Origin of the sequence: Shewanella sp. AC34-MNA-CIBAN-0136 (assembly GCF_040309945.1) — a bacterium.
Classification (GTDB): domain Bacteria; phylum Pseudomonadota; class Gammaproteobacteria; order Enterobacterales; family Shewanellaceae; genus Shewanella.
This window is the reverse complement of record NZ_JBEOPJ010000007.1, coordinates 68,242-88,998: the sequence shown is the minus strand read 5'-3', so window position 1 is coordinate 88,998 and position 20,757 is coordinate 68,242. Positions and strand designations below refer to the sequence as shown.

Annotated in this window: 11 protein-coding genes; 5 read left to right on the top strand and 6 right to left on the bottom strand. The window is 41.4% G+C overall.

The annotated features are described in order from the left end of the window. Positions 1–308: 308 nt before the first annotated feature. The 3 genes from AAEY94_RS08915 to AAEY94_RS08905 all read right to left on the bottom strand — a co-directional run bounded on the left by AAEY94_RS08915 (position 309) and on the right by AAEY94_RS08905 (position 8,076). Complete coding sequence (locus tag AAEY94_RS08915; protein WP_350978480.1) at positions 309–3,293, bottom strand: TonB-dependent receptor; 2,985 nt, start codon at positions 3,291–3,293, stop codon at positions 309–311. 649 nt (positions 3,294–3,942) lie between these two features. Then, on the bottom strand, positions 3,943–6,183 hold the full coding sequence (locus AAEY94_RS08910) for a peptidase U32 family protein (RefSeq protein WP_162023181.1): 2,241 nt from the start codon (positions 6,181–6,183) through the stop codon (positions 3,943–3,945). 291 nt (positions 6,184–6,474) lie between these two features. Continuing rightward, the gene (locus tag AAEY94_RS08905; protein ID WP_101087233.1) at positions 6,475–8,076 is read right to left on the bottom strand and encodes an ABC-F family ATPase; all 1,602 of its coding nucleotides are present in this window, start codon (positions 8,074–8,076) and stop codon (positions 6,475–6,477) included. A 303-nt stretch (positions 8,077–8,379) separates the two neighbouring features. Here AAEY94_RS08905 and AAEY94_RS08900 point away from each other — a divergent pair, with 303 nt between their 5' ends. The 4 genes from AAEY94_RS08900 to AAEY94_RS08885 all read left to right on the top strand — a co-directional run bounded on the left by AAEY94_RS08900 (position 8,380) and on the right by AAEY94_RS08885 (position 15,259). Next, on the top strand, positions 8,380–9,522 hold the full coding sequence (locus AAEY94_RS08900; protein WP_350978477.1) for a PcfJ domain-containing protein: 1,143 nt from the start codon (positions 8,380–8,382) through the stop codon (positions 9,520–9,522). Positions 9,523–9,778: 256 nt separating this feature from the next. Further along, positions 9,779–10,555 carry a hypothetical protein gene (locus AAEY94_RS08895; protein ID WP_350978475.1) on the top strand — a complete coding sequence of 259 codons (777 nt, stop codon included), beginning with the start codon at positions 9,779–9,781 and terminating at the stop codon, positions 10,553–10,555. Positions 10,556–11,064: 509 nt separating this feature from the next. Then, complete coding sequence (locus AAEY94_RS08890; protein WP_350978473.1) at positions 11,065–13,779, top strand: EAL domain-containing protein; 2,715 nt, start codon at positions 11,065–11,067, stop codon at positions 13,777–13,779. Between the two features lie 577 nt (positions 13,780–14,356). Next, a complete protein-coding gene (locus AAEY94_RS08885) occupies positions 14,357–15,259 on the top strand; it encodes a homocysteine S-methyltransferase family protein (protein WP_182743454.1) in 903 nt (300 codons plus the stop codon). A 523-nt stretch (positions 15,260–15,782) separates the two neighbouring features. Here AAEY94_RS08885 and eat read toward each other — a convergent pair. Genes eat through AAEY94_RS08870 form a run of 3 tightly spaced genes read right to left on the bottom strand, consistent with a single transcriptional unit; the run spans position 15,783 to position 19,532 of the window. After that, the gene (gene eat / locus AAEY94_RS08880) at positions 15,783–17,186 is read right to left on the bottom strand and encodes an ethanolamine permease (protein WP_101087155.1); all 1,404 of its coding nucleotides are present in this window, start codon (positions 17,184–17,186) and stop codon (positions 15,783–15,785) included. A 49-nt stretch (positions 17,187–17,235) separates the two neighbouring features. Continuing rightward, on the bottom strand, positions 17,236–18,129 hold the full coding sequence (gene eutC, locus AAEY94_RS08875; protein ID WP_101087156.1) for an ethanolamine ammonia-lyase subunit EutC: 894 nt from the start codon (positions 18,127–18,129) through the stop codon (positions 17,236–17,238). Then, a complete protein-coding gene (locus AAEY94_RS08870; protein ID WP_350978470.1) occupies positions 18,129–19,532 on the bottom strand; it encodes an ethanolamine ammonia-lyase subunit EutB in 1,404 nt (467 codons plus the stop codon). Before AAEY94_RS08870 ends, eutC begins: the two co-directional genes overlap by 1 nt. Before the next feature lie 215 nt (positions 19,533–19,747). On the opposite strand from AAEY94_RS08870, the gene AAEY94_RS08865 reads away from it, so the two are divergent. After that, on the top strand, positions 19,748–20,707 hold the full coding sequence (locus tag AAEY94_RS08865) for a helix-turn-helix domain-containing protein (RefSeq protein WP_335691953.1): 960 nt from the start codon (positions 19,748–19,750) through the stop codon (positions 20,705–20,707). Positions 20,708–20,757: the final 50 nt, after the last annotated feature.

Below are 20,757 nucleotides of genomic sequence, written 5' to 3'. Positions count from 1 at the left end.
TTATTGTCAACCAATTATCTTACCAAGGTTATACCAAAAATGTGATTGGTAAGGGTGGCGTTGTTGGTTGTTAACTAAAACTAGAATTAATGATGGTGTGGTAGCAAGGTATCGCTATTTGTAATTCGACATTTTTATCAACTAATAAATCGTTTATATGACCCTGCACATACGTACCGCGTTAAGCCGCTGCTAGTGTCAGATCCATTTAACGCTCTAATATCGTTTGTAGTGACGGTCAATAATATTGTTGTCGTTAATGGTAGAGCCTATCAATTTGATAGGCTCTACTTTAAGACATCAGTTGATTAAAACTTAGCTCGAACACCAAGAGTGTAGCGACGGTCTGCTTCACTGTAAGCCCAGATAGAATCTAGCTCAGTAGTATAAACAATTGGTTCACCCGTTAGGTTTACCGCATTGGCTACAACAGTGAAGTTTTCGTTGATATCCCAGCTAACTGAAAAATCAAGTTGGCCTCTATCTTCTCGGTAGCTGTTACCCACGGTAGGGTCGTAGTTATCAGCAGAAGGGTCATTCTGGTTGAAAACGTTATAACCTAAAGCGCCAACAGTTTGTACACGCTTGGTGCTTTGGTCGTCTAAATAACGGTCACGCCAGTTGTAGGCTAAACGTAACTGAACTTCTTCACCTTCCCAGTAAACTTGAGTGTTAGCGGTGTGCTTAGAAATATTCAGTAATGGATTGCCATCGGGTTGCTCACTATCTGCATAGGTATAGTTTGCGTTAACACCTAAACCTGCCCAAATGCCGGGTAAAAAGCTGAACTGTTGCTGGTAACCTAATTCCAAACCTCTGACTTCACCGCTACCACCATTCACATCAGTGTCGATGACGATACCCGTTTGACCTGCGGCTTTTTGAGCATCAACATATGCTAAACCTTGGTCTTGAGTCGCATTAACAATGTCACCTTGGCTTTGACCCGCGGTGTTAAGTAAACAAATATTATTCCACTGCGTGGTATTTTGTCCGCTTATCGTGCTTGAGTCAGCTAAACAGCTGCTGTCGGTTTGGGTGAACGAGTTAACGTCTTTATAGAAAATTGCTGCAGAAAGTAAACCACCATCGCCGAAGTAATGCTCTACAGAAAGGTCATATTGAGTAACACGATACGGTTCTAACTGGTACGAACCTTGAGTACCGGTAACTAAAGAGTTATCGATTGATAATGCAGGACTTAATTCATCAAAATCAGCACGGCGCATCACTTTAGCAGCCGCAAAACGCATTAAGGTTTCTTCTGATAAAGTATAAGTGACATTCAAGCTAGGTAAAAAGTCTGAATAATCGTTACTACCAGTATTGAGGATTTTGTTACCGTTACTGTCTACAGAATCGACAATGCTTGATTCTAATTCTGTTTGAATATAACGCCCACCAACCACTGCAGTAATGTCATCAAAATCTAAATGAAACTGTGCATAGATAGCACGAGTCTTTTCGTTGATGAACTTATAGGCGCCAGTGTCTTCAACCATGTTGTCAGCTAAAGTACCGTTCATTGCATAAGTGGTACCTGCTAGCATTTGCTGAGCTAACAAATAGGTTGCTTGAGCATCTTGCAGCTTTTCAGCGTCATACACGTTGTATGTTAATAAGTCGTTTTGACCCGCAATACCGGTTTGGTCGAATGAGTTACTGGCGTTTATTGTTTTAAAGCTATCGCTGATAATGGGGTTATCAATCCAGGTTGGGCTGTATAAACCGTCTGCGTTTTTAGCTTTTTTATAAGCATCTTTAAGCGTGGTTCCGTTAGGTGCTAAGTCAAAGCGATTTGAACTGTAATCTCTATCGGTAAAACGAACGCCCGTTTTTATTGCAGAGATAAAATCTACACCTACATCATGGATTTTAAAGTCAAAGCGTAATGCTTGTTCTTCGTTATCTGTGTCTAATGTTTTGTGGTAAAACTCACGGAATACCAAGTTGTCTGGATTAGTTAACATACCGGTGTCTTCAAAGACATAAGATGGAATGCCACTACCATTAGTCATGCTTGCTGTGCTGGTATGTGTGACTAAATCAAGGGTAGGGTCTGTGCGTTCAATTGGACGTAAGTTAAATTCAGAAGCTGTTTGACGTTCTTCTGATTTCGAAATTGAATATTCACCCGAGATTTCGATGTTATCAGTAATATTCCACTCACCACCAATAGCATGAGAAGTTGTTTCTGATGTTGTAAAGTCACTCCAGGTTTTAGGAATAACCAATACGCCACTTAGGTCGTAATTTTGCAGTTGTCCATTACCATCGTAGTAGGAATCACTTCTTGGCACCACGGTACCACCAACATCGAGAATTGAATAAGCCGCTTGGCCGCCATCCAGTTTTGTCGAGTTCATGTCAACGTAGAAATTAAGCTCTTCGCTGGTTGGCGCCCACTGTAGTGATAAACCAAATGCTGTACGTTCACGTTGTTCTGTTTTTTGTTCTACTGTACTTTCTGTTCTACGAAGGTATTTGCCGTTAGGGCCACCAGATACATCAACAGTGCCATCACCGTCTAAATCGATATCGTCTTGTAAATCAACCTTGTTAAAATACTCGTCACGACGTAATTCACGGTCTTGGTACGATACGTTAGCTGCAGCACCGAAGGTACCGGCATCACCTAAATCCCAGCTATTACCGATTGCGGCGGTAAAGTTAGGTGCAACATTTTCAGTTTTGTCTGCGTATTCACCGTCGAGGGTAATCGCAATTAGCGGCTCACTAAGTTCTAATGGGCGTACTGTCTGCATGTTAACTGTGCCACCTAAAGCACCTTCAATCATTTCAGGCGTTGGAGATTTAATCACTTCAACTGTTTTTAAGAAACTAGCAGGGAAGTCATCTAAACTAATACCGCCACGTCCTGGGCCTGCTGTTGAGCGGCCATTGAGCAGAATAAGGTTTTCTGATACACCACGGATAGTGACAGATTCACCGACACCAAAATCAGATTCAATAGAAACACCTGTTATGCGTTGCAATGCTTCGGCAATGTTGTTGTCAGGTAATTTACCAATATCTTCAGCAACGATAACATCGACAATACGTTCGTCAGTACGTTTAAGTAAGTTAGCGGCTTTTAAACTGCCAAATATACCTCGAACGGCTATAACTTCAATTTCACTTGTATTAACTTTTTCCGCTTCAGTTTGTGCTACAGGTTCTGCTGCAAATGCTGGCATCGTTAACATGGCTGTTAAAGTCGCGCCAAAAATGGTTATATTGTTGGCTTTGTTTTTTGCGCCACTGAACATGGCGCTTATTTTATTCAACTTCATAATTCCCCCCAAAGAAATTTTTTGATTTGGTATTACCAATGTTGTTGTTTTAATCAACAGGTACATTTATATAACACGTTACCAACAATTGCAATTGATCATTACCAAATAATTTTATTTGTCTTACCAAAATTAATCGCGCTAATCTTTATGTTGATGAGAGTTACTTGTCAGCCATTATTCTACAATGCAGTCATACTCTGGCTTGTGACTATCGCGTTTAAAACAGAGATTCTTCACTTGATGCGGTCGATATAAGGCTTATATGTGATGAATACTGGTTTTACAGAGTCAGATTTAGAGATGAATATTGGTAAGGTAGGTTTGTGTATTGGTATTACAAGTGGTCGGCGGTTGTTGTCGTCGCTGTGGTTAACACATCAAAGTAGCCACTTTTAGAAGGTTGCTAGAGGTTTTCGCGAGATAGCTTGCCAATATGTTAGCTTGAAATTAATGTCGATAAAAAGTGTTACAGTCGGAATTAACCGTGGATCACTTCAGAAACAACAAGGGTCGCACTAATGCGACCCTTGTTGTTTCTATGATGGACAATCAATACAGAGTAGCTATATTCTCATCTCTATCCCGAGTTGAGGTTATTGAGTTAACCATTTACATGCTCTATTGATTGAGTCATTAACAAATTTTATTACAAACCTTGCTGATACTGGGCGTTAGTAGAAATGGTCACAAGTTGATTTAGCTCTACTTTAGATTCGGTGACGCCTTTAAGGACGTTTTCGAAGTGAGCGACCAGCTGAGTTTTATCGATTTCCGCTTTTGAGCCAGATCCTATGTTGGTGAGATCGATAAAGAACTCATCAAATAAGTGTGATAGATCTTCAACGGCTTCGATGTTTAAAAACTGCTCGTGGTTATAGATGCTCGGGTAACCGCCTTTTTGTTTGTCTACTGCAAACGAAATACCTTTCACATTAGTGATGGTAGTGGCTTTTTCACACTTGAGCATGCAACCGTCTTCAATGCTGGGCTTATTACAGCCTACCGTTTGTTGGAAAAAGCATTGTCTGCTGGTCATCATCAAAATAGGGTGATAGATGCTGTAAAGCAGTTTGAAGTTTTCTGGTCTGGCGATGTTTTTAATTTGGTTACGATTTATCTCGTTCGAAATAAACGCACCAGCACAATTCAATTGCTCTTGTAATGTTAGCAAGGCATACGAGTTAGTGGTGTTTAAAAACGGCCCCGCAATCCACTCGATGTCCATTTCATAGGCTTTAAACGCAACGCCAGTATTATTTGTGACAATACGCTTAGGCTTTACTACTTCTAACACTCTTACCGCTTCGATGTAATCTTTGCCTATAAGTACAGCCGGAAACCACGGGATTAACCTTGGATTACGTAAAAAGATATCAATATACTTGTTGTCGTTTTTCTTAAAGCTTTCTGGCAGCTTAAAGTAAATATCGGCATCGGTAACATCACACAAGTTGACGTCTTTTTCATCACTAATAAGCAAAGACAATGTCGGTGTGTCGGTCACTTTAGGATGTTTAGGTAACTTGGGTAAGGTTACTGCGCCTATGTATTCTCTTTGTGTTAGCTGTAATAACAGTTGGTTTTTAAGCTGAGTTAACTGACTAAACGGCAGGCTTAAATCAGTCTGCAAACCGTCATAATTAAACGCTTGTAACAAGTAACCACTGCCTTTTAAGCTTTTAAAGCGTTTTTCAATTGCGGCTTCATCAACCCGTGATTCTGTTGCTTGGGTTAGAGAGATAGATGATTCAATCACAAAGTGTTGATCTGGCGTGGTCACAGTGATCGACAATGGTTGATTGACTTGACCAGAAAATGCCAGTGCTAGCGTAGGCTTGGCAATGCTCAGGTGATTAATTTTTTCGGCAACCAATTGCACAATGGCGTCTTTTTCTGACGACAGTGTTTGTTGGGCTTCTTGAATTTGAACCACTGATATCGCGTTACTTTTGTCGTTAGCATGTTTAAAGCTGTTATCGCGTGGATTATCGATAAACATGTCTTTGGTGAGGTTACCCTTTAAAAACGAGTTGGTAAAATCACGGTTGAACACTTTATGTAAGTTTGAGTCATCGGCTAATAGCTTGCCTGTTTCGATAAATTTGTCGATCTGTTTGCGCCAGCTGTCCACCACGGTATGGACATATTGTGCACCTTTAATGCGGCCTTCAATTTTGAGCGAGTCGACACCGGCATCAACCAATTCTGGTAAATCAAAGTAAGCTGAGTTGTCTTTTAGATTCAGCGGAAACTTGTTACCGGCTGCTGTGACTTCGTATTCATCACGACATGCCTGGCTGCAGCGGCCACGGTTGCCAGAATTACCAACACTGACTGAACTTGAATAACATTGACCCGAGAAGGCAATACATAATGCGCCGTGAACAAAAACTTCGGTAAGCACCTCGTGGTCGTGGGCGAGGGTGGTAAGGCTTTTAATTTCGCCAAGGTTTAGCTCGCGAGATAAATTGACACGAGTGGCACCGATTTTGGCTAAGAAGCCAATTTGACCTTCGTTATGAGTTGTCAGCTGGGTAGAAGCGTGAATTGCTAGGCTTGGAAAATGCTTAGTGACTAGATTAAACAAGCCTAAATCCTGGACAATAATGCCGTCGATACCCGTATTCACTAACTGATTGAGCAATTTAACCAATGTCGGAACTTCGTTTTCTAAAATAACGATGTTCATGGTGAGAAACACTTCACACTGATATTGGTGAGCAAGCGCGATAACACCAATTAAGTCATCGAATGACAGGTTGGCCGCTCGGTTACGGGCGTTGAAGGTATCTAGGCCACAATAAACGGCATTTGCACCGGCTATAATCGCAGCTTTGATCGCATCGACATCTCCACCGGGTGCCAATAATTCGATTTTTCTATTCATGATATTTTCGCTATTTTATGTCGTTGGTTATTAATTTTACAGGCCGATTTTACGTGTATCTGCAACGGATTACTATTGATTAGGCTTTTCGAATATAAATAACCTGAACTCGGGATAACAAACGTCGCTCAAACAGCCCTTTGTATTGCTTTGCTAACTGCTTAGCTTTCATCTCTATGATGAATTAAACAAAAAAGGTCTTCGTCATTGCAACATTATGCAACATGAAGACCTTACTTTAACGATGTTATCCGTTAATGGACATTGAGTAATGCATGCCCAAAAAAGATGTTAGCCTCTGGCTTCTGCTTCAGCTTGGCTTGCAAGGTATTCATCAAATGTACCTTGGAAGTTTATCAATCTTTTGCCTTTTACATCAATAATGCGTGTTGCCAAAGATGACACAAACTCACGGTCATGGCTGACAAATATCAATGTGCCTTCAAATAATTTCAAGGCTTGGTTTAGCGCTTCAATCGCTTCCATGTCCATGTGGTTGGTTGGCTCGTCCATTACCAGTACGTTAATATCCATCATCATTAACTTACCGAATAACAAGCGGTTTTTCTCACCACCTGAACAGTTGCGGACTTTTTTGTTGGCGTCGTCATCAGAAAATAATAGACGACCTAACATGCCGCGAACCATTAAATCATTGTGCTTTGGTGTGCGCCATAATGACATCCAATCAAATAAAGTCATGTCATTATCAAAATCTGCGGTGCTGTCTTGCGGGCAGTAACCAATTGCAGCATTTTCAGACCATTTAATTCGGCCATGATTGTGTTGTAATTGATTCACTAAGCAGCGTAATAGGGTCGTTTTACCCACACCGTTTTCGCCAATAATCGCCAGTTTAGAACCCGCTTCAAGAATAAGGTCGCCGTGTTCGAATAACACTTCGTCGAATCCGTGTGACAACTCTTCAAGCACGAGTGCTTGGCGATGCAGCTTTTTGCTTTCTGCAAAACGAATTGATGGGGTAATACGGCTAGATGACTTAACATCATCTAACTTAATTTTGTCCATCTTTTTAGCGCGTGAGCTAGCTTGTTTTGCTTTAGATGCGTTAGCACCAAAACGGTTAACGAAGTCTTGCAGCTCGTCAATTTCAGCACTTTTCTTGGCATTGCCCGCTAACAGTTGCTCGCGAATTAAGCCTGATTGAGCTAAGAAATATTCGTAATTACCTGGGTAAACACGTAATTCGCCGTAATCGATATCAGCCATGTGGGTACAAACAGAGTTTAAGAAGTGTCTGTCGTGCGAAATGATGATCATGGTGCATTTACGTTTGTTTAGCTCTGTTGCCAACCAACTAATGGTATGAATATCCAAGTTGTTGGTAGGTTCGTCGAGTAACAAAATGTCTGGGTTAGCGAACAAAGCTTGTGCTAATAGCACGCGCAGTTTCCAACCTGGAGCAACCTGTTGCATTAAACCAAAGTGAAATGACTCTTCAATACCGGCTTCTAGCAGAATTTCACCCGCACGACTTTCAGCTGTGTAGCCGTCCATTTCAGCGAACTGACTTTCTAGGTCGCCTACTCGCATACCGTCTTCGTCGGTCATTTCTGCTTTGGCGTAAATGCTGTCGCGTTCTTGTTTGACTTTCCACAGTCCGACATCACCCATGATCACTGCGTCGACAACACTATATTGTTCAAACGCGAATTGATCTTGACTAAGCGTACCGACTTTAAAGCCTGGTGTAATCGACACGTTTCCTGATGTTGGAGCCAAAGCACCACTCAAAATTTTCATGAACGTGGATTTACCACAGCCATTTGCGCCGATTAAACCGTAACGGTTACCGTGACCAAATTGAGCCGAGATGTTTTCAAATAATGGCTCAGGGCCAAACTGCATGGTGATATTAGCGGTAGAAATCAAAGCAATGTTCCAACTGTGTACTACTGAATATTTATCAACAATAGGCAAGACAACAGCCACGTGTGAATAAGACAGACATGAGTATATGTAAGTAAATAGGCCGCGGATTATACAGGTTAGTGCTAAGTTGTCGATTTATAATCTGCTTATATAGCAGACAATGGCGTTAACGCGGGGCTAGGAAAGCATTGAACTGAGTAAATTGGCTGATATCTGCGCGGTTGAATCGTTTGCAATAGAAACTGATGCCATATTAGTTTCAATATCAGCTACATTATTGATTTGGTTGTTTTAGGAGTCGACATGACCGCTGCATTAACCATCCCTATGCGTGATTTGGGTTTTGATTATGATGTTGAATTACATAGCTGGCATGATGGCTTAGCTGGTTTTAGAACGTTTAATCATCAATCTAATGAGCAACTTGAAGGCGGGTTAGGGCTGGGACTTGATTTAGTGACTCAAACCGAAGCAGGTCAAGCCTGGTTGACGTCTATTCCGGCACATTTATTGAAGATCACCGCGCCCTTTGCTGAGCATCAATACCAAATGCTGTGGTTGGCTGCTAATTGTGAACCCGCATTACAAATATTACTCAGCAGACCTGTGTTGTTATTGCTTATTTGCGAGCAATGCTGTGTCGATAATCAACAAGCGTTGGCATTTTGCTTACTTGGACAGCGCCAAATTCTATCGGCATTAGGCTATCACAGCAGTAAAGCGGCACTTAAGTTTATTGATAAGTTAACCTTAACCTATCAACGAGAAGCTGATCTACTGCATGTTAAACGTCAGTTAGATGTCCGTTTTTGTCACTTTAGTCGGTTTAAGCATTATCAACAGATTAACTTAAATGCTTTGAGTGTTGATCACATGTACCCATTTTTTACTGGCACTCCGCTCGGGCTCGATTTGGCGTTTAATCAGCAACAAGGTCGCAGCCAATTAATGGCGTACCTTAATGACACGTTACACATGGGAATAACATTAGGGATTTTCGATCCGCTGCAACGGGTTAGTCAATTGTCGTCGATTAGTGATTTACGCCAGTTACATGATCGCTGGGTGGTTGAACGCAATGAAATGGAGCTTGTTAAAACTCGTCCGCAAAATGCTGATTTCGCCTATCCTCAATTGCTTACAGCCAATGGCCAAATTAAGCCTATTAGCCGTTATGATGAGCTCGTCGCAGAAGGTCGCGAACAAGGTCACTGTATTGCTATTTATCATCAAAGCATTGCCAACGGACATTATTGTGCGTTTAAAATGGCTAAGCCTGAGCGAATGACTATTGGCATCAAAATCACTAAAACCGAGCCGCTGATGTGCGAAATCGACCAGATTAGAGGCGCATCTAATTCAATGCCATCGGAGCAAACACGCGAGATTGTTTATCAGTGGTTTGAGCAAACTAAAGCACAATTAAAGCAACGCAAAGCTGGATAACGTGAGCGTTACTTTATGCTAGCTTTGATACTGCGGTTGTTTGTGCGGTGTCATCAGCTGAAACGCAACTAGCATTAACGCAACTAACACTAATGCCACTAACTTTAACGCGACTAGCATTAACGCCACTAACATCGATACAGCTGTGAATAATGTGTGGCGTTAATACTAACCGCAGATGTATTTATAATAATCACTTACTCGCGACTAAAACTTCGCTTGTTAAAGAACTTCACTATCGCAATAGGAAACCGTAATGGTTCAACAAACGAATATAAACGACATTGCCAAACATCTTTTTTCACAGAGGCATTGTGTTAATCCTGAGTCAAATTTACTACTTGAACAGCATATAGACAGTATTGAAACGGCACTTGAAATCCAAGTTGCGATGATTGCCCTGAATCAACATAATGTTACTGGCTGGAAATGTTTAACGCCGCGAGACAATGGCGATTTGATTGTTGCACCTATTTTGGCGGATGCCATTGTTAATCAACATGATTGCGCCATTTTATCATCGGCGCAGCTAGCCCTGATTGAGACTGAAATCGCTTTTGTTGTTGGTCAAACTTTTGAGGCTCATCGTCATTACTCTGAAGCCGAAATTAATCAGCAAATTAGCGCTACTCATATGGCATTGGAGTTAATTCAACAACGATTTAGCCGAGATTATCCAGCCACATTTGTTGAAAAATTGGCTGACGGACTCAGTAACCAGGGGTTGTATTTAGGCCCTGAAATTGACAAAGCTAAGGCATTAATGGCTAGCAAAATTCAAATATTGGTCACTCAACAACACACTACCAATACCTATGACGGATGTCATCCGTGCCATTTACCTGCATCACCTTTGTACTGGTTAGTGAACTTTTTAACCGCTCGCGGCATTGAGATTACTGCCGGCCAGGCCATTATTACTGGTTCATATTGCGGTGTGCTTAAAGTCGACATGGATAAACCACTGCAGATTGAATATCAAGGATTAGGCAAGATGTCGTTGTCGTTTAGTGAGTTAAGCTTGAGTCAATAATCGACTGTGCTGTTATTACTTAGCGATAACGGGTAAACCTCAAGGCAAAACACTAATAGCAGTCCTAAACGACGACTGCATGGATGCAGGAGATAGAGTAACGCAGGAGCAGTTACCGACGACGCAGTTTGTCTATCGCAAGTATCACACCGATAACAGTACAACGAATGGTTGGCTGACCGTTTACACTCCCTAGCGGGGCTTACAAAGCCTGCTTTAGTACCTGATCGCAAACATGCAGTTTACTAAAGATTATTGAATAAAATACTCATTAAAGTTTGTATATTGATAATCTTTTTTGTATAAATAGATTCATTAAACTGATTAGAAATGTTGATTAAAAACTCGCGTTATTTATAGCTAAGTGATTGAAAAAATTTATTTAATGCTTAAGTCTGCTAGTTATTATTTTAAATATGGTACGATCCTCTAAGCAGTTCATTAATTCATTACATTTTACCGGTGTTAGTTTTAGCATTGGCTATATAAGCACCAGGAATAAAATAATAATGCCAAATAAACCCTATGTGTATGCAAACGTCTTTTTTTGTATATTGTTATTGCTGTCATTCGCTAACTTTACACGTGCTGATGTTGTCGAGATGACCGCTGTTAGGCCAATAACCCTTAATGAACATGAGCAACAATGGCTGAGCGAACATCAACCAATCCGTGTGGGTGTGGATGGTTATTTCCCTCCTTATACTTATATCAATGAAAACGATCAAATTGTTGGAATGGCAGTTGATACTTTGTTGTTGATTGGGCAAAAGTTAGGCATAGAGTTTGTCATAAATGATGAACATCGCTGGCCGGATGTCATCAAAAATCTGCAGCAAAAAGAGATTGATATGGTGTTAACCATGGTCAACACTCCTGAGCGCGAAAACCAATTTTTGTTCACTAGTCCAATTGTTTATAAATCGCTGGTGATTATTGGTAAAAAAAATAACCATCAAATTCATAACCGCAGTGATATTGCTAATAAAACCATTGCGATAGTGAAGGATTATCAATATTCCGATAAACTTATTAAAGAGTTCCCCAGCGTAACGCCATTTGTGGTTGATAACATGCGTGAAGCAATGGAAGCTGTGCAGGCTAATCAAGCCGATGCTGCAATCACCTTTTTAGCTGCAGCAAATTATTACCAGTTAAAGTACTCATTTTCTGATTTGAAATTCTTCGCCTTTTACGAAAAAAACAATGCTAATGAATCCATTGCAGTCAGACAAGACTTTCCCATTTTAGCCAGTATTATGCAGAAAGGGTTGAGCTCGTTGAGCTCTGCTGAAAAAATTGCCATTAATGAAGCTTGGGGGGCAAATATTACGCTGCCGAAAGATAACCAAGATTTGATTGAGTTTGCGGCGGTGGCAGGTGTATTAATTTTGTTGCTTAGTGTGTGGATTTTGCAAGCTAGACGGAATAATCAAGCCTTAACCATTGCGAATATTAATACTGCAAATGCCAATATGGCATTAAACGAATTAAAAAATAATCTTGAAAAAAACGTCTTGGAACGGACGCTTCAGCTTACCATTAGCGAAAATAGATACCGTGGTTTGGTTGAGTCGTTAGAAGATGAATACATTTTTTATCAGCACGATACTGATGGTTTTATACAATATGTCAGCCCTTCTGTGACTCATATTTTAGGGCTCACTATTACTGGATTTGGCGAATATTATTATAAATTGTTAACTGACAATCCGAAAAACCAACTGATCTCAGGATATATCCAACGCATTATTAACGGAGAGAAATTAGCGCCATTTGAGATAGAAATATTTGATGCGAATGGCGTTATTCATACCTTTGAGGTGCTTGAACGACCTATGTATGATGAAGGTAAATGCATTGGTTGCGAAGGTATTGCCCACGATGTGACATCGCGTAAACAGCAACAAGATATGTTGTATCAGCTGTCGCACTATGACGACTTAACGGGCTTAATTAACCGTTACTTTTTTAAGATTTTACTCGACGAAAATATTCAAACATGTCTGCAAAATCAACAGCCACTGGCATTACTATTTTTAGATCTTACTCGTTTTAAAATTATTAATGATAATTTTGGACATAGTGCTGGCGACTATATTCTACAGCAGGCGGCTACACGCATTAGTACTACGCTAGATGGAACCTTCACAGTGTCACGTTTTGGCGGTGATAAATTTTGTATTGCATTACCCAATAAAGCTGCCGATGAAGCAAATGCCATTGCGACAGAATTAGTTGAAGTGTTTCAACAACATTTTGAGTTTTTAGAACAAACCATTATTTTAGGTTGCCGTGTGGGTATTAGTCTTTTTCCTGAAGATGGCCAAGATGCTGAAGCGATATTAAGCCAAGCTGATTCAGCCTTGTATGAAGCGAAAAAAAGACCGTTTGGGGTGGCATTTTGTAACAAACAACAAGCGATACATAATAAACGCCGTCTCATTATTGAGCAGGGGTTACGTAAAGCGTTAGCTGAACCTGTTATTGAACATTATCAATTGTTTGCGGTATATCAGCCTTTAATCCTTTTACCAAGCCAAGGCCTAGGTGGATTTGAAGCGTTGATGCGTTGGGACCATCCAGACTTTGGGCTTATCTCTCCGGCTGAATTTATCCCTATTGCCGAAAATACTGGTTTAATCTTTGAATTAAGTCGTTGGATGCTCAAAACGGTATGCCAACAGTTAGTGAAATGGCATGAGCAAGGTTTTGACTTTAAGAGGGTCTCAGTTAACTTGTCAGCACTGGAACTGATAAATATAAATATAGCTGACGATTTACTGGCTGTTATTACAGATACTGGCGCCGAACCTAAGTGGCTTAAGTTTGAAATCACTGAAACCGCATTGATGGCCATTCCTGAGCAATCAATCGAGATTTTACATAAACTGATCGAAGCAGATATTCATGTCGCTATCGACGACTTTGGTACCGGCTATTCATCACTTGCTTATCTTAAATCACTACCTGCCAACATGTTAAAAATTGATCAGTCATTTATCTCCAATCTGATTCATTCAGCCGAAGATCAAGCCGTGGTAAAAGCGGTGATAAGCATGGCTCACTCATTAGGTAAATGCGTCACGGCTGAGGGGGTAGAATTACAAGAACAATTAGATTTTTTGATTGAATATCAATGTGATGTGGCGCAAGGGTATTATTTTTCAAAACCGATGAACGTTGATGATGTTTATCATAAATACGCTTTAACAATCGAATAGACCGCTACTGTCAGCATAAATATGTATTTCGCTCAGTCGTGCTAATCGACATTAGACTATTGGGCTTTACTAATTTAAATAACGACAAAAATGTCCAAATAAAGACTCATCTTACTGCTAACAACTTCATCATGACAGTTCCAACAACCTATGTGAGTAATGCTATCTGGTTGTACTTCACACTTTATTTGATAGTTTTTATACCTATTTAAATTATCCAATTCTATTCAAGCATCATTCATCTAAGCTGCTGCGGTCATTGATTTGTTATCCTGAGCTCAGGTTAATCAATATTGGACACGATTTAATGGTGTTGGTTAAGCTAAGCCGTATTTAATATCGATTTAATACCTCGTTTAGGTTTTTAGAATGAGTGGATATCAATAACAAAGTTATTTAATATTTTCGGTATGGTTGATTGCAGTATCCCATTTATACCTTTACACTTTAGCCATCTAGACGTCTTATTTTTTTTGGTCGATTTATTCGTGTACTCGACTGTGTCATTGAGATCTATTTCAGCATCACTCGGGATAAAGATTTGTAGAGACATCTTAATATTATGGAGTCATTAATAATGGATAAGCAGGAATTGTGGGTGCTTGATGGTGGTATGGGACGCGAATTGGCAAGCCGAGGTGCTCCATTTCGTCAACCTGAATGGTCCGCTCTGGCTTTAATAGAAGCACCACAAACAGTGGCTCAAGTGCACCGTGCTTATGTCGATAGTGGCGCTCGAGTTATTACAACCAATAGTTATGCCTTGGTGCCGTTTCATATTGGAGCCGAGCGTTTTGCAGCAGAAGGGGAAACATTGGCCGCGCTTGCGAGTAAGTTGGCACGCGATGTGGCCGACGAGCTGGGGAGTTCTGTGTTAGTTGCGGGCTCATTGCCGCCATTGTTTGGCTCATATCGGGCCGATTTGTTCGATGCTGATAAAGTCAGTGAGCTCGCTACTCCGCTGATACGAGCAATGTCACCCAATGTGGATCTGTGGCTGGTCGAAACAGTGAGTCTTATCGCTGAACCGCTTGCGATTAAAAGGTTACTGCCAAATGACGGTAAACCGTTTTGGGTCGCTTTTACGCTTGAGGATGAAATAGTCACAAATGAACCTAGATTACGATCTGGTGAATCCGTCGTGTATGCCATAGAGAGACTGATAGAAGTAGGTGTAGATGCCATTTTGTTTAATTGTTGTCAGCCTGAAGTCATTGAGGCTGCACTAAAGGTAGCCTCAGACTGTCTGGATAAGCTTGGCCGAAATGACATCCGATTGGGGGCTTATGCGAATGCTTTCCCTCCGCAAGCAAAAGATGCTACGGCCAATGATGGTTTAGATGAGATCCGTAACGATCTTGGGCCACTTGATTATCTAACATGGGCAGAACGCTGGCGTGCCGTGGGGGCATCACTCATTGGCGGTTGTTGTGGGATTGGTCCAGAACATATTGAAGCACTGACCCATCGTCTGCGCTAAGCGTTTGGACGAAAGATAACAATAATCGGTTTCTGAGCAAGCAAGGAAATGGGTTGATGACAATAGTGGCATTAATGGCTAATGGCTAATGGCTAATGACTAATGACCAGTGGACTGTGATTACTGATTACTGATTATGGCTACTTTATGCTGCTGGAGGCGAGTAGTTGTTATTGTTATTGCTGCTTTATGGAACAGGTTTATGTTGTTTATCTACAGTAGGCGATAGCTTGGGAAGGACGTACGCCTCAGCTGTGCAGTGAGATTTCTTGCTGGCGATACTCTTCTGAGTTTGATTCCAGCGTTGTGGCCGTTCAGTTAACCATAGTGCTAATCTTACAAAATGCTTGTAAATGCACCCTGCATTAATGTGTCTGAACTGACAGCATGGCTAGTGCAACATTTAACTCGGGATCGTTAGAGTTGAGCATTAAATCAATTAATTATATTGGTTAGATGAGGAATACGTTTTTGATATTATGCGATCTGTTATCACAACCAGATCGCATTAAGCGTTGTTTGATTAGTTTTCCATGACTAGTTCTGATTCAGCCGCAGCCAACATCGCAAACTCTTCATCAGCATTTTTTGCTACCAACCTAGTTGAGCTGTAGCCAAAGTAGTATGCAGCGCCAATGACAAATAACCCTATTGTGAATAAGAATGCCCGTGGGTCAAACGCATACACTCCGGTTAATGCTATTAAAGACAGGACTAATGCAATACCTGATGTTACGACACCACCCGGTGTTTTGTATGGACGGACTAATTCAGGCTGTTTTATGCGTAATAATATATGGCTTAATGCCATTAATGCATAAGATACTGTTGCGCCCACAACGGCCATAGCAAGCAATAAATCACCTTCGCCGCTGAGTGATGCAATAAAACCGAATATTGCCGGGACTATTAATGCGCGGGCAGGGACTTTGCGCGAGGTTGTAATTGACAGTGAACGCGGAATATAGCCTGCACGTGACAACGCAAATACCAAACGGCTATAACCATAAATAATTGAGAAAAATGAGGCTACTAGACCTGCTAAACCTAAAATATTTACCATAGTCGCTAAGGTATGATTACCGGTCACATTTAATGCATCAACGAGTGGTACAGCACTTGCTCCCATAGCCGCGGCACCGCCAGCGCCAGGGACTAATACTACAACCAGCAGCGCAGTAAACAATAAAAATATCATTGCACCAATAATACCTTTAGGCACATCTTTGGCCGGATCTTTGGCTTCTTCTGCTGCTAATGGAACACCTTCTACAGCTAAAAATAACCACATGGCAAAGGGCAGAGCAGCCCAAACACCGTACCATCCTAATGGTAAAAACTCACTAGCACCTGCTGCATCAGTAACAGCAACATCATAAAGTCGGGTAGCATCAAAGTTGCCAATCAACACCACTGCAGTGGCAATAATGGCTACAACAGCTAAACCACTGATCACCATCATGACTTTTAGTGCTTCTCCAACACCCGCGAGATGAATACCGACAAAGACGATATAAAACAGTGCATACACCCAAGGGCCGTTAAATCCCAGTAACTCCTGTACCGCAGAGCCAATAAAAATAACAATAGCAGCAGGGGCCAGAGCATACTCGATTAACACCGCCAGTCCGGTTAAATATCCTCCAGCCGGTCCCATTGCTTGGCGAGCAAAGCTATAGCCGCCACCTGCAGCGGGTATTGCTGCTGACATTTCCGCTAAGGACAAGACTAACGCTAAATACATGATTGCCATCAGTACAGCTGCAATGGCAAATCCTCCCCAGCCAGCTTCGGCTATGCCGAAGTTCCAACCTGCGAAATCACCAGAAATAACGTACGACACGCCTAAACCTGCCAATAAAACCCATCCAGCGGTACCGCTTTTAAGTTGCCTTTTGGCAAGATACTCTTTGTTGTTTTCAGACATGATTGTTTCTCCGGTGGTATTTACATTTTTATGTAGAATTTATTTAGGGTTATTCAGCAATTAAAAAGTTTTGAGTTTGTTGTTGGTGTTCAATCACATCGTCTTGAGTGCGATCTTTTAAATTCACTCCTGTTAGTTTGAGTTTTTTAGCTTGTGTTAATAGGTAAACAGCCCGTTTGGCTGCTTCGGTATAAGGCAAGCCAGCAGGGCGAATGTTTGAAATACAATTTCTGCAGGCATCATTAAGCCCCGTTTTAGGCGCCCAAGTGAGATATAAGCCAAGACTGTCTGGTGAGCTGAGTCCCGGGCGTTCGCCGATAAGCACCATCACCACTTGGGCATTTAACAGCTGGCCAATATCATCACCTATGGCAACTCGACCTTGTTCTACTATGGTGATGGGGGCGATATTCCATCCAGAGTGTTGCTGATGCAGTTGACTTAATAACTCGTTGATAAATGGCTTGGCGTTGTTTTGTACCGCTAATGATGACAAACCATCGACCACTACTATGGCAAGGTCGTATTGAGTGTCGGCAGCTTGACCTTGACTGTTCATGTGATGTAGTAAGGTTTTGCGGCCGCTTTCAGCAAGTTTTCTGCCAAGGTCAGGTCTTTGTAAATAGGTGATACGATCATCAACCTGACTGTTAACTGTCATAGGATAAGTCACATTATCCAGTAATAAGATATTGCTTAGATCAATTGCCAGAGCATCGATATTTAGCGGTAAATTCACCGCGTCGCGAGCTTGCGCGTGTGATAATTGGAACGCTAATAACTCTGATGTGGGCAAGCTAATTCCGGCTCTACCAAGGCCAATTCGTGCATCAGTAAAACGGCGAAGGTCGCGCCATGGATTGGAGACTACATTGCCATGTTGATGATGTGATTGAATTGAATCGACAAGGTTGTTCTGTTTATCTACACAATTGGAGTCCATTAATAGTCTCCTTGTAGTGCATACAGTGGTTTAGCAAATGCATTGGGTACCGTGTTGGACAACTCAAAATCTGCCGAATTTTTCATAATGTTCATTTTGCTTAACCAGTGTTCAAATTCTGGCGCTGGGCGAGAGCCCAATACACGACGAACATATAAAGCATCATGAAAAGAAGTGGTTTGATAATTCAGCATGATGTCGTCTGAACCTGGTATCCCCATCACAAACGAGCAACCGGCAACCCCCAATAAGGTGAGAAGATTATCCATATCGTTTTGATCGGCTTCGGCATGGTTGGTGTAACACACATCACACCCCATAGGTACACCAAGTAGTTTTGCGCAAAAATGATCTTCTAATCCGGCCCGAGTAATTTCTTTACCATCAAATAAATATTCAGGACCAATAAAGCCAACCACTGTATTCACCAGTAGCGGATTAAACTTGCGCGCGACAGCATAGGCTCTAGCTTCGCAGGTTTGTTGGTCTAACCCATGGTGAGCATTAGCAGACAACGAGCTGCCTTGGCCGGTTTCAAAATACATTACGTTATTGCCAACGGTGCCACGCTTTAGACTTAATGCTGCATCTTGTGCTTCTGCTAAGGTATTTAAATTAAACCCAAAACTGCTGTTTGTGGCTTCGGTGCCACCAATTGATTGAAACACCAAATCAACCGGTGCGCCGGCTTCTATACATTCAATGGTGTTAGTGACGTGGGTTAAGACGCAGCTCTGTGTTGGAATATCATATTTTTGGATCACGTCATCCATCAATTTCATTAGTTTTATGGCTTGCGCTACGTTGTCTGTTGCTGGATTAATGCCAATCACAGCATCGCCATTGCCATACAACAAACCGTCAAGTATTGAAGCTGCAATCCCATTGACATCATCGGTAGGGTGGTTAGGTTGCAAGCGGGTCGATAAATGACCGGGCAAGCCAATGGTATTTCTAAATGCGCTAGTGACATGACATTTTTTAGCCACAAGAATAAGATCTTGATTACGCATAATTTTGCTCACAGCCGCTGCCATTTCAGGTGTGATGCCCATTTTTACTGCGGCTAAAACCTGTGGTGTTACGTAGTCGCTAAGTAGCCAGTTACGAAAATCGCCAACCGTTAAATGGCTAATATAAGCAAATGCACGAGTGTCATGTTCGTCTAAAATTAATCGTGTAACTTCGTCTGTTTCATATGGAATAAGCGCTTCGTTAAGGAAGGTTTTTAATGGCACATCTGCAAGTGTCATTTGCGCAACAGCTCGTTCTTTCGCTGATTGAGCCATCACTCCGGCTAAGCGATCACCGGATCGCTGTGGCGTTGCTTTAGCCATTAGGTCTGCAAGATGTCGAAATTGATATGTTTGGCTACCTAAGGTGTAGCGATACGATTGACTCATTAATGACCTCGAGGTTAACGATTGAACTTTGGTACAGGTTTTGCTCCTGTAATCGTTAATCAATTAATTTATAAGTTTACACGAGCTTAAATCGTACCAAGTGGCTATCAAGTTTTGGCAAAGTCATTTTTTGTGATTAATTTCAGCTAGATAAAGTGCTTTTTCTTCAGGGTTAGAGTTTGGGTTAACAGTGTTATATCAAGAGGACGTGACAGATGGAGCACCATATTAATCAGTGCGCACCACAAAAGAGCGTGGTCACAACCAACGATATTGATGAGCAGGCGCATAATTTAACTCAATGGCAGCAAGTTTATGATCAAGTCAGTAACGGCAGTTTTTATGGTTGTATAGAAGGGCTTGACTATCCTGAGGCGCATTTATTTAAAGAATTTACTCAGCGTGCACTAAGACAGCAATGCAATATCGCGCCTGAATCAATCTGGTTAGGCATTCCACGTTTTTCAGACCAAAGTAAAATCAATGGTTTACCAGTTGATACTCATCAGTTTATGTGTCGTAGCAGTGATTGTGATTTTGAGTTAATGACCCCAGAACAGTTTACTATTTATGGTTTGGTTATTAATAAACAGATCTTATTTACTATGGCTGAGATACAAGGTTTGTCACTTAAGAGTTTAACGTCGCAAGGGGCGGAGCGATTAAGTACTAATCCAATGCAACTTAACCAAACCCGTTTTATGATTGAATCACTGATTAACCAAGGTGAATTAGGCTTACATACTGCGTTACAGCAAGATATGTTAAGCACTTTAGCGCTGAATTTATTAACCCAGGAATCATCAAAACAAGTGGTGGCGCCTAGCTATCAACATCGTTTAGCCGTGGTAGAGAAAGTAAAAGAATTCTTGCATGATTATCCTCAACAAGCGGTGACGATAACCCAGCTTTGTGAGCTTACTTTTGTGAGCCGAAGAACCTTGCAGTATAGTTTTGAGAGTATTTTAGGCATTAATCCATTGCGCTTTTTGCGTCTTACACGCTTAAATAATGTCAGGCGTCAACTGAAACAACCCGACCAAGATACGCCTATTTCGGTGATTGCGGCCAATTGGGGCTTTTGGCATGCTGGCCAATTTACCAAATATTACACACAACTCTTTGGAGAAAATCCATCACATACGCTTAAGCGATATCAGCCAGCTCAACCATGACTCATCACAATTGATAGAGTCTTAAATTGTGATAAGTAGGCGCACCAAAT

Excerpts from the sequence above, each read along its gene's own strand:
- AAEY94_RS08885 (WP_182743454.1), top strand. The coding sequence starts at position 14,357 with ATGGATAAGCAGGAATTGTGGGTGCTTGATGGTGGTATGGGACGCGAA.
- eutC (WP_101087156.1), bottom strand. The coding sequence starts at position 18,129 with ATGGACTCCAATTGTGTAGATAAACAGAACAACCTTGTCGATTCAATT.
- AAEY94_RS08900 (WP_350978477.1), top strand. The coding sequence starts at position 8,380 with ATGACCGCTGCATTAACCATCCCTATGCGTGATTTGGGTTTTGATTAT.
- AAEY94_RS08870 (WP_350978470.1), bottom strand. The coding sequence starts at position 19,532 with ATGAGTCAATCGTATCGCTACACCTTAGGTAGCCAAACATATCAATTT.
- AAEY94_RS08910 (WP_162023181.1), bottom strand. The coding sequence starts at position 6,183 with ATGAATAGAAAAATCGAATTATTGGCACCCGGTGGAGATGTCGATGCG.
- AAEY94_RS08915 (WP_350978480.1), bottom strand. The coding sequence starts at position 3,293 with ATGAAGTTGAATAAAATAAGCGCCATGTTCAGTGGCGCAAAAAACAAA.
- AAEY94_RS08895 (WP_350978475.1), top strand. The coding sequence starts at position 9,779 with ATGGTTCAACAAACGAATATAAACGACATTGCCAAACATCTTTTTTCA.
- eat (WP_101087155.1), bottom strand. The coding sequence starts at position 17,186 with ATGTCTGAAAACAACAAAGAGTATCTTGCCAAAAGGCAACTTAAAAGC.
- AAEY94_RS08890 (WP_350978473.1), top strand. The coding sequence starts at position 11,065 with ATGCCAAATAAACCCTATGTGTATGCAAACGTCTTTTTTTGTATATTG.
- AAEY94_RS08865 (WP_335691953.1), top strand. The coding sequence starts at position 19,748 with ATGGAGCACCATATTAATCAGTGCGCACCACAAAAGAGCGTGGTCACA.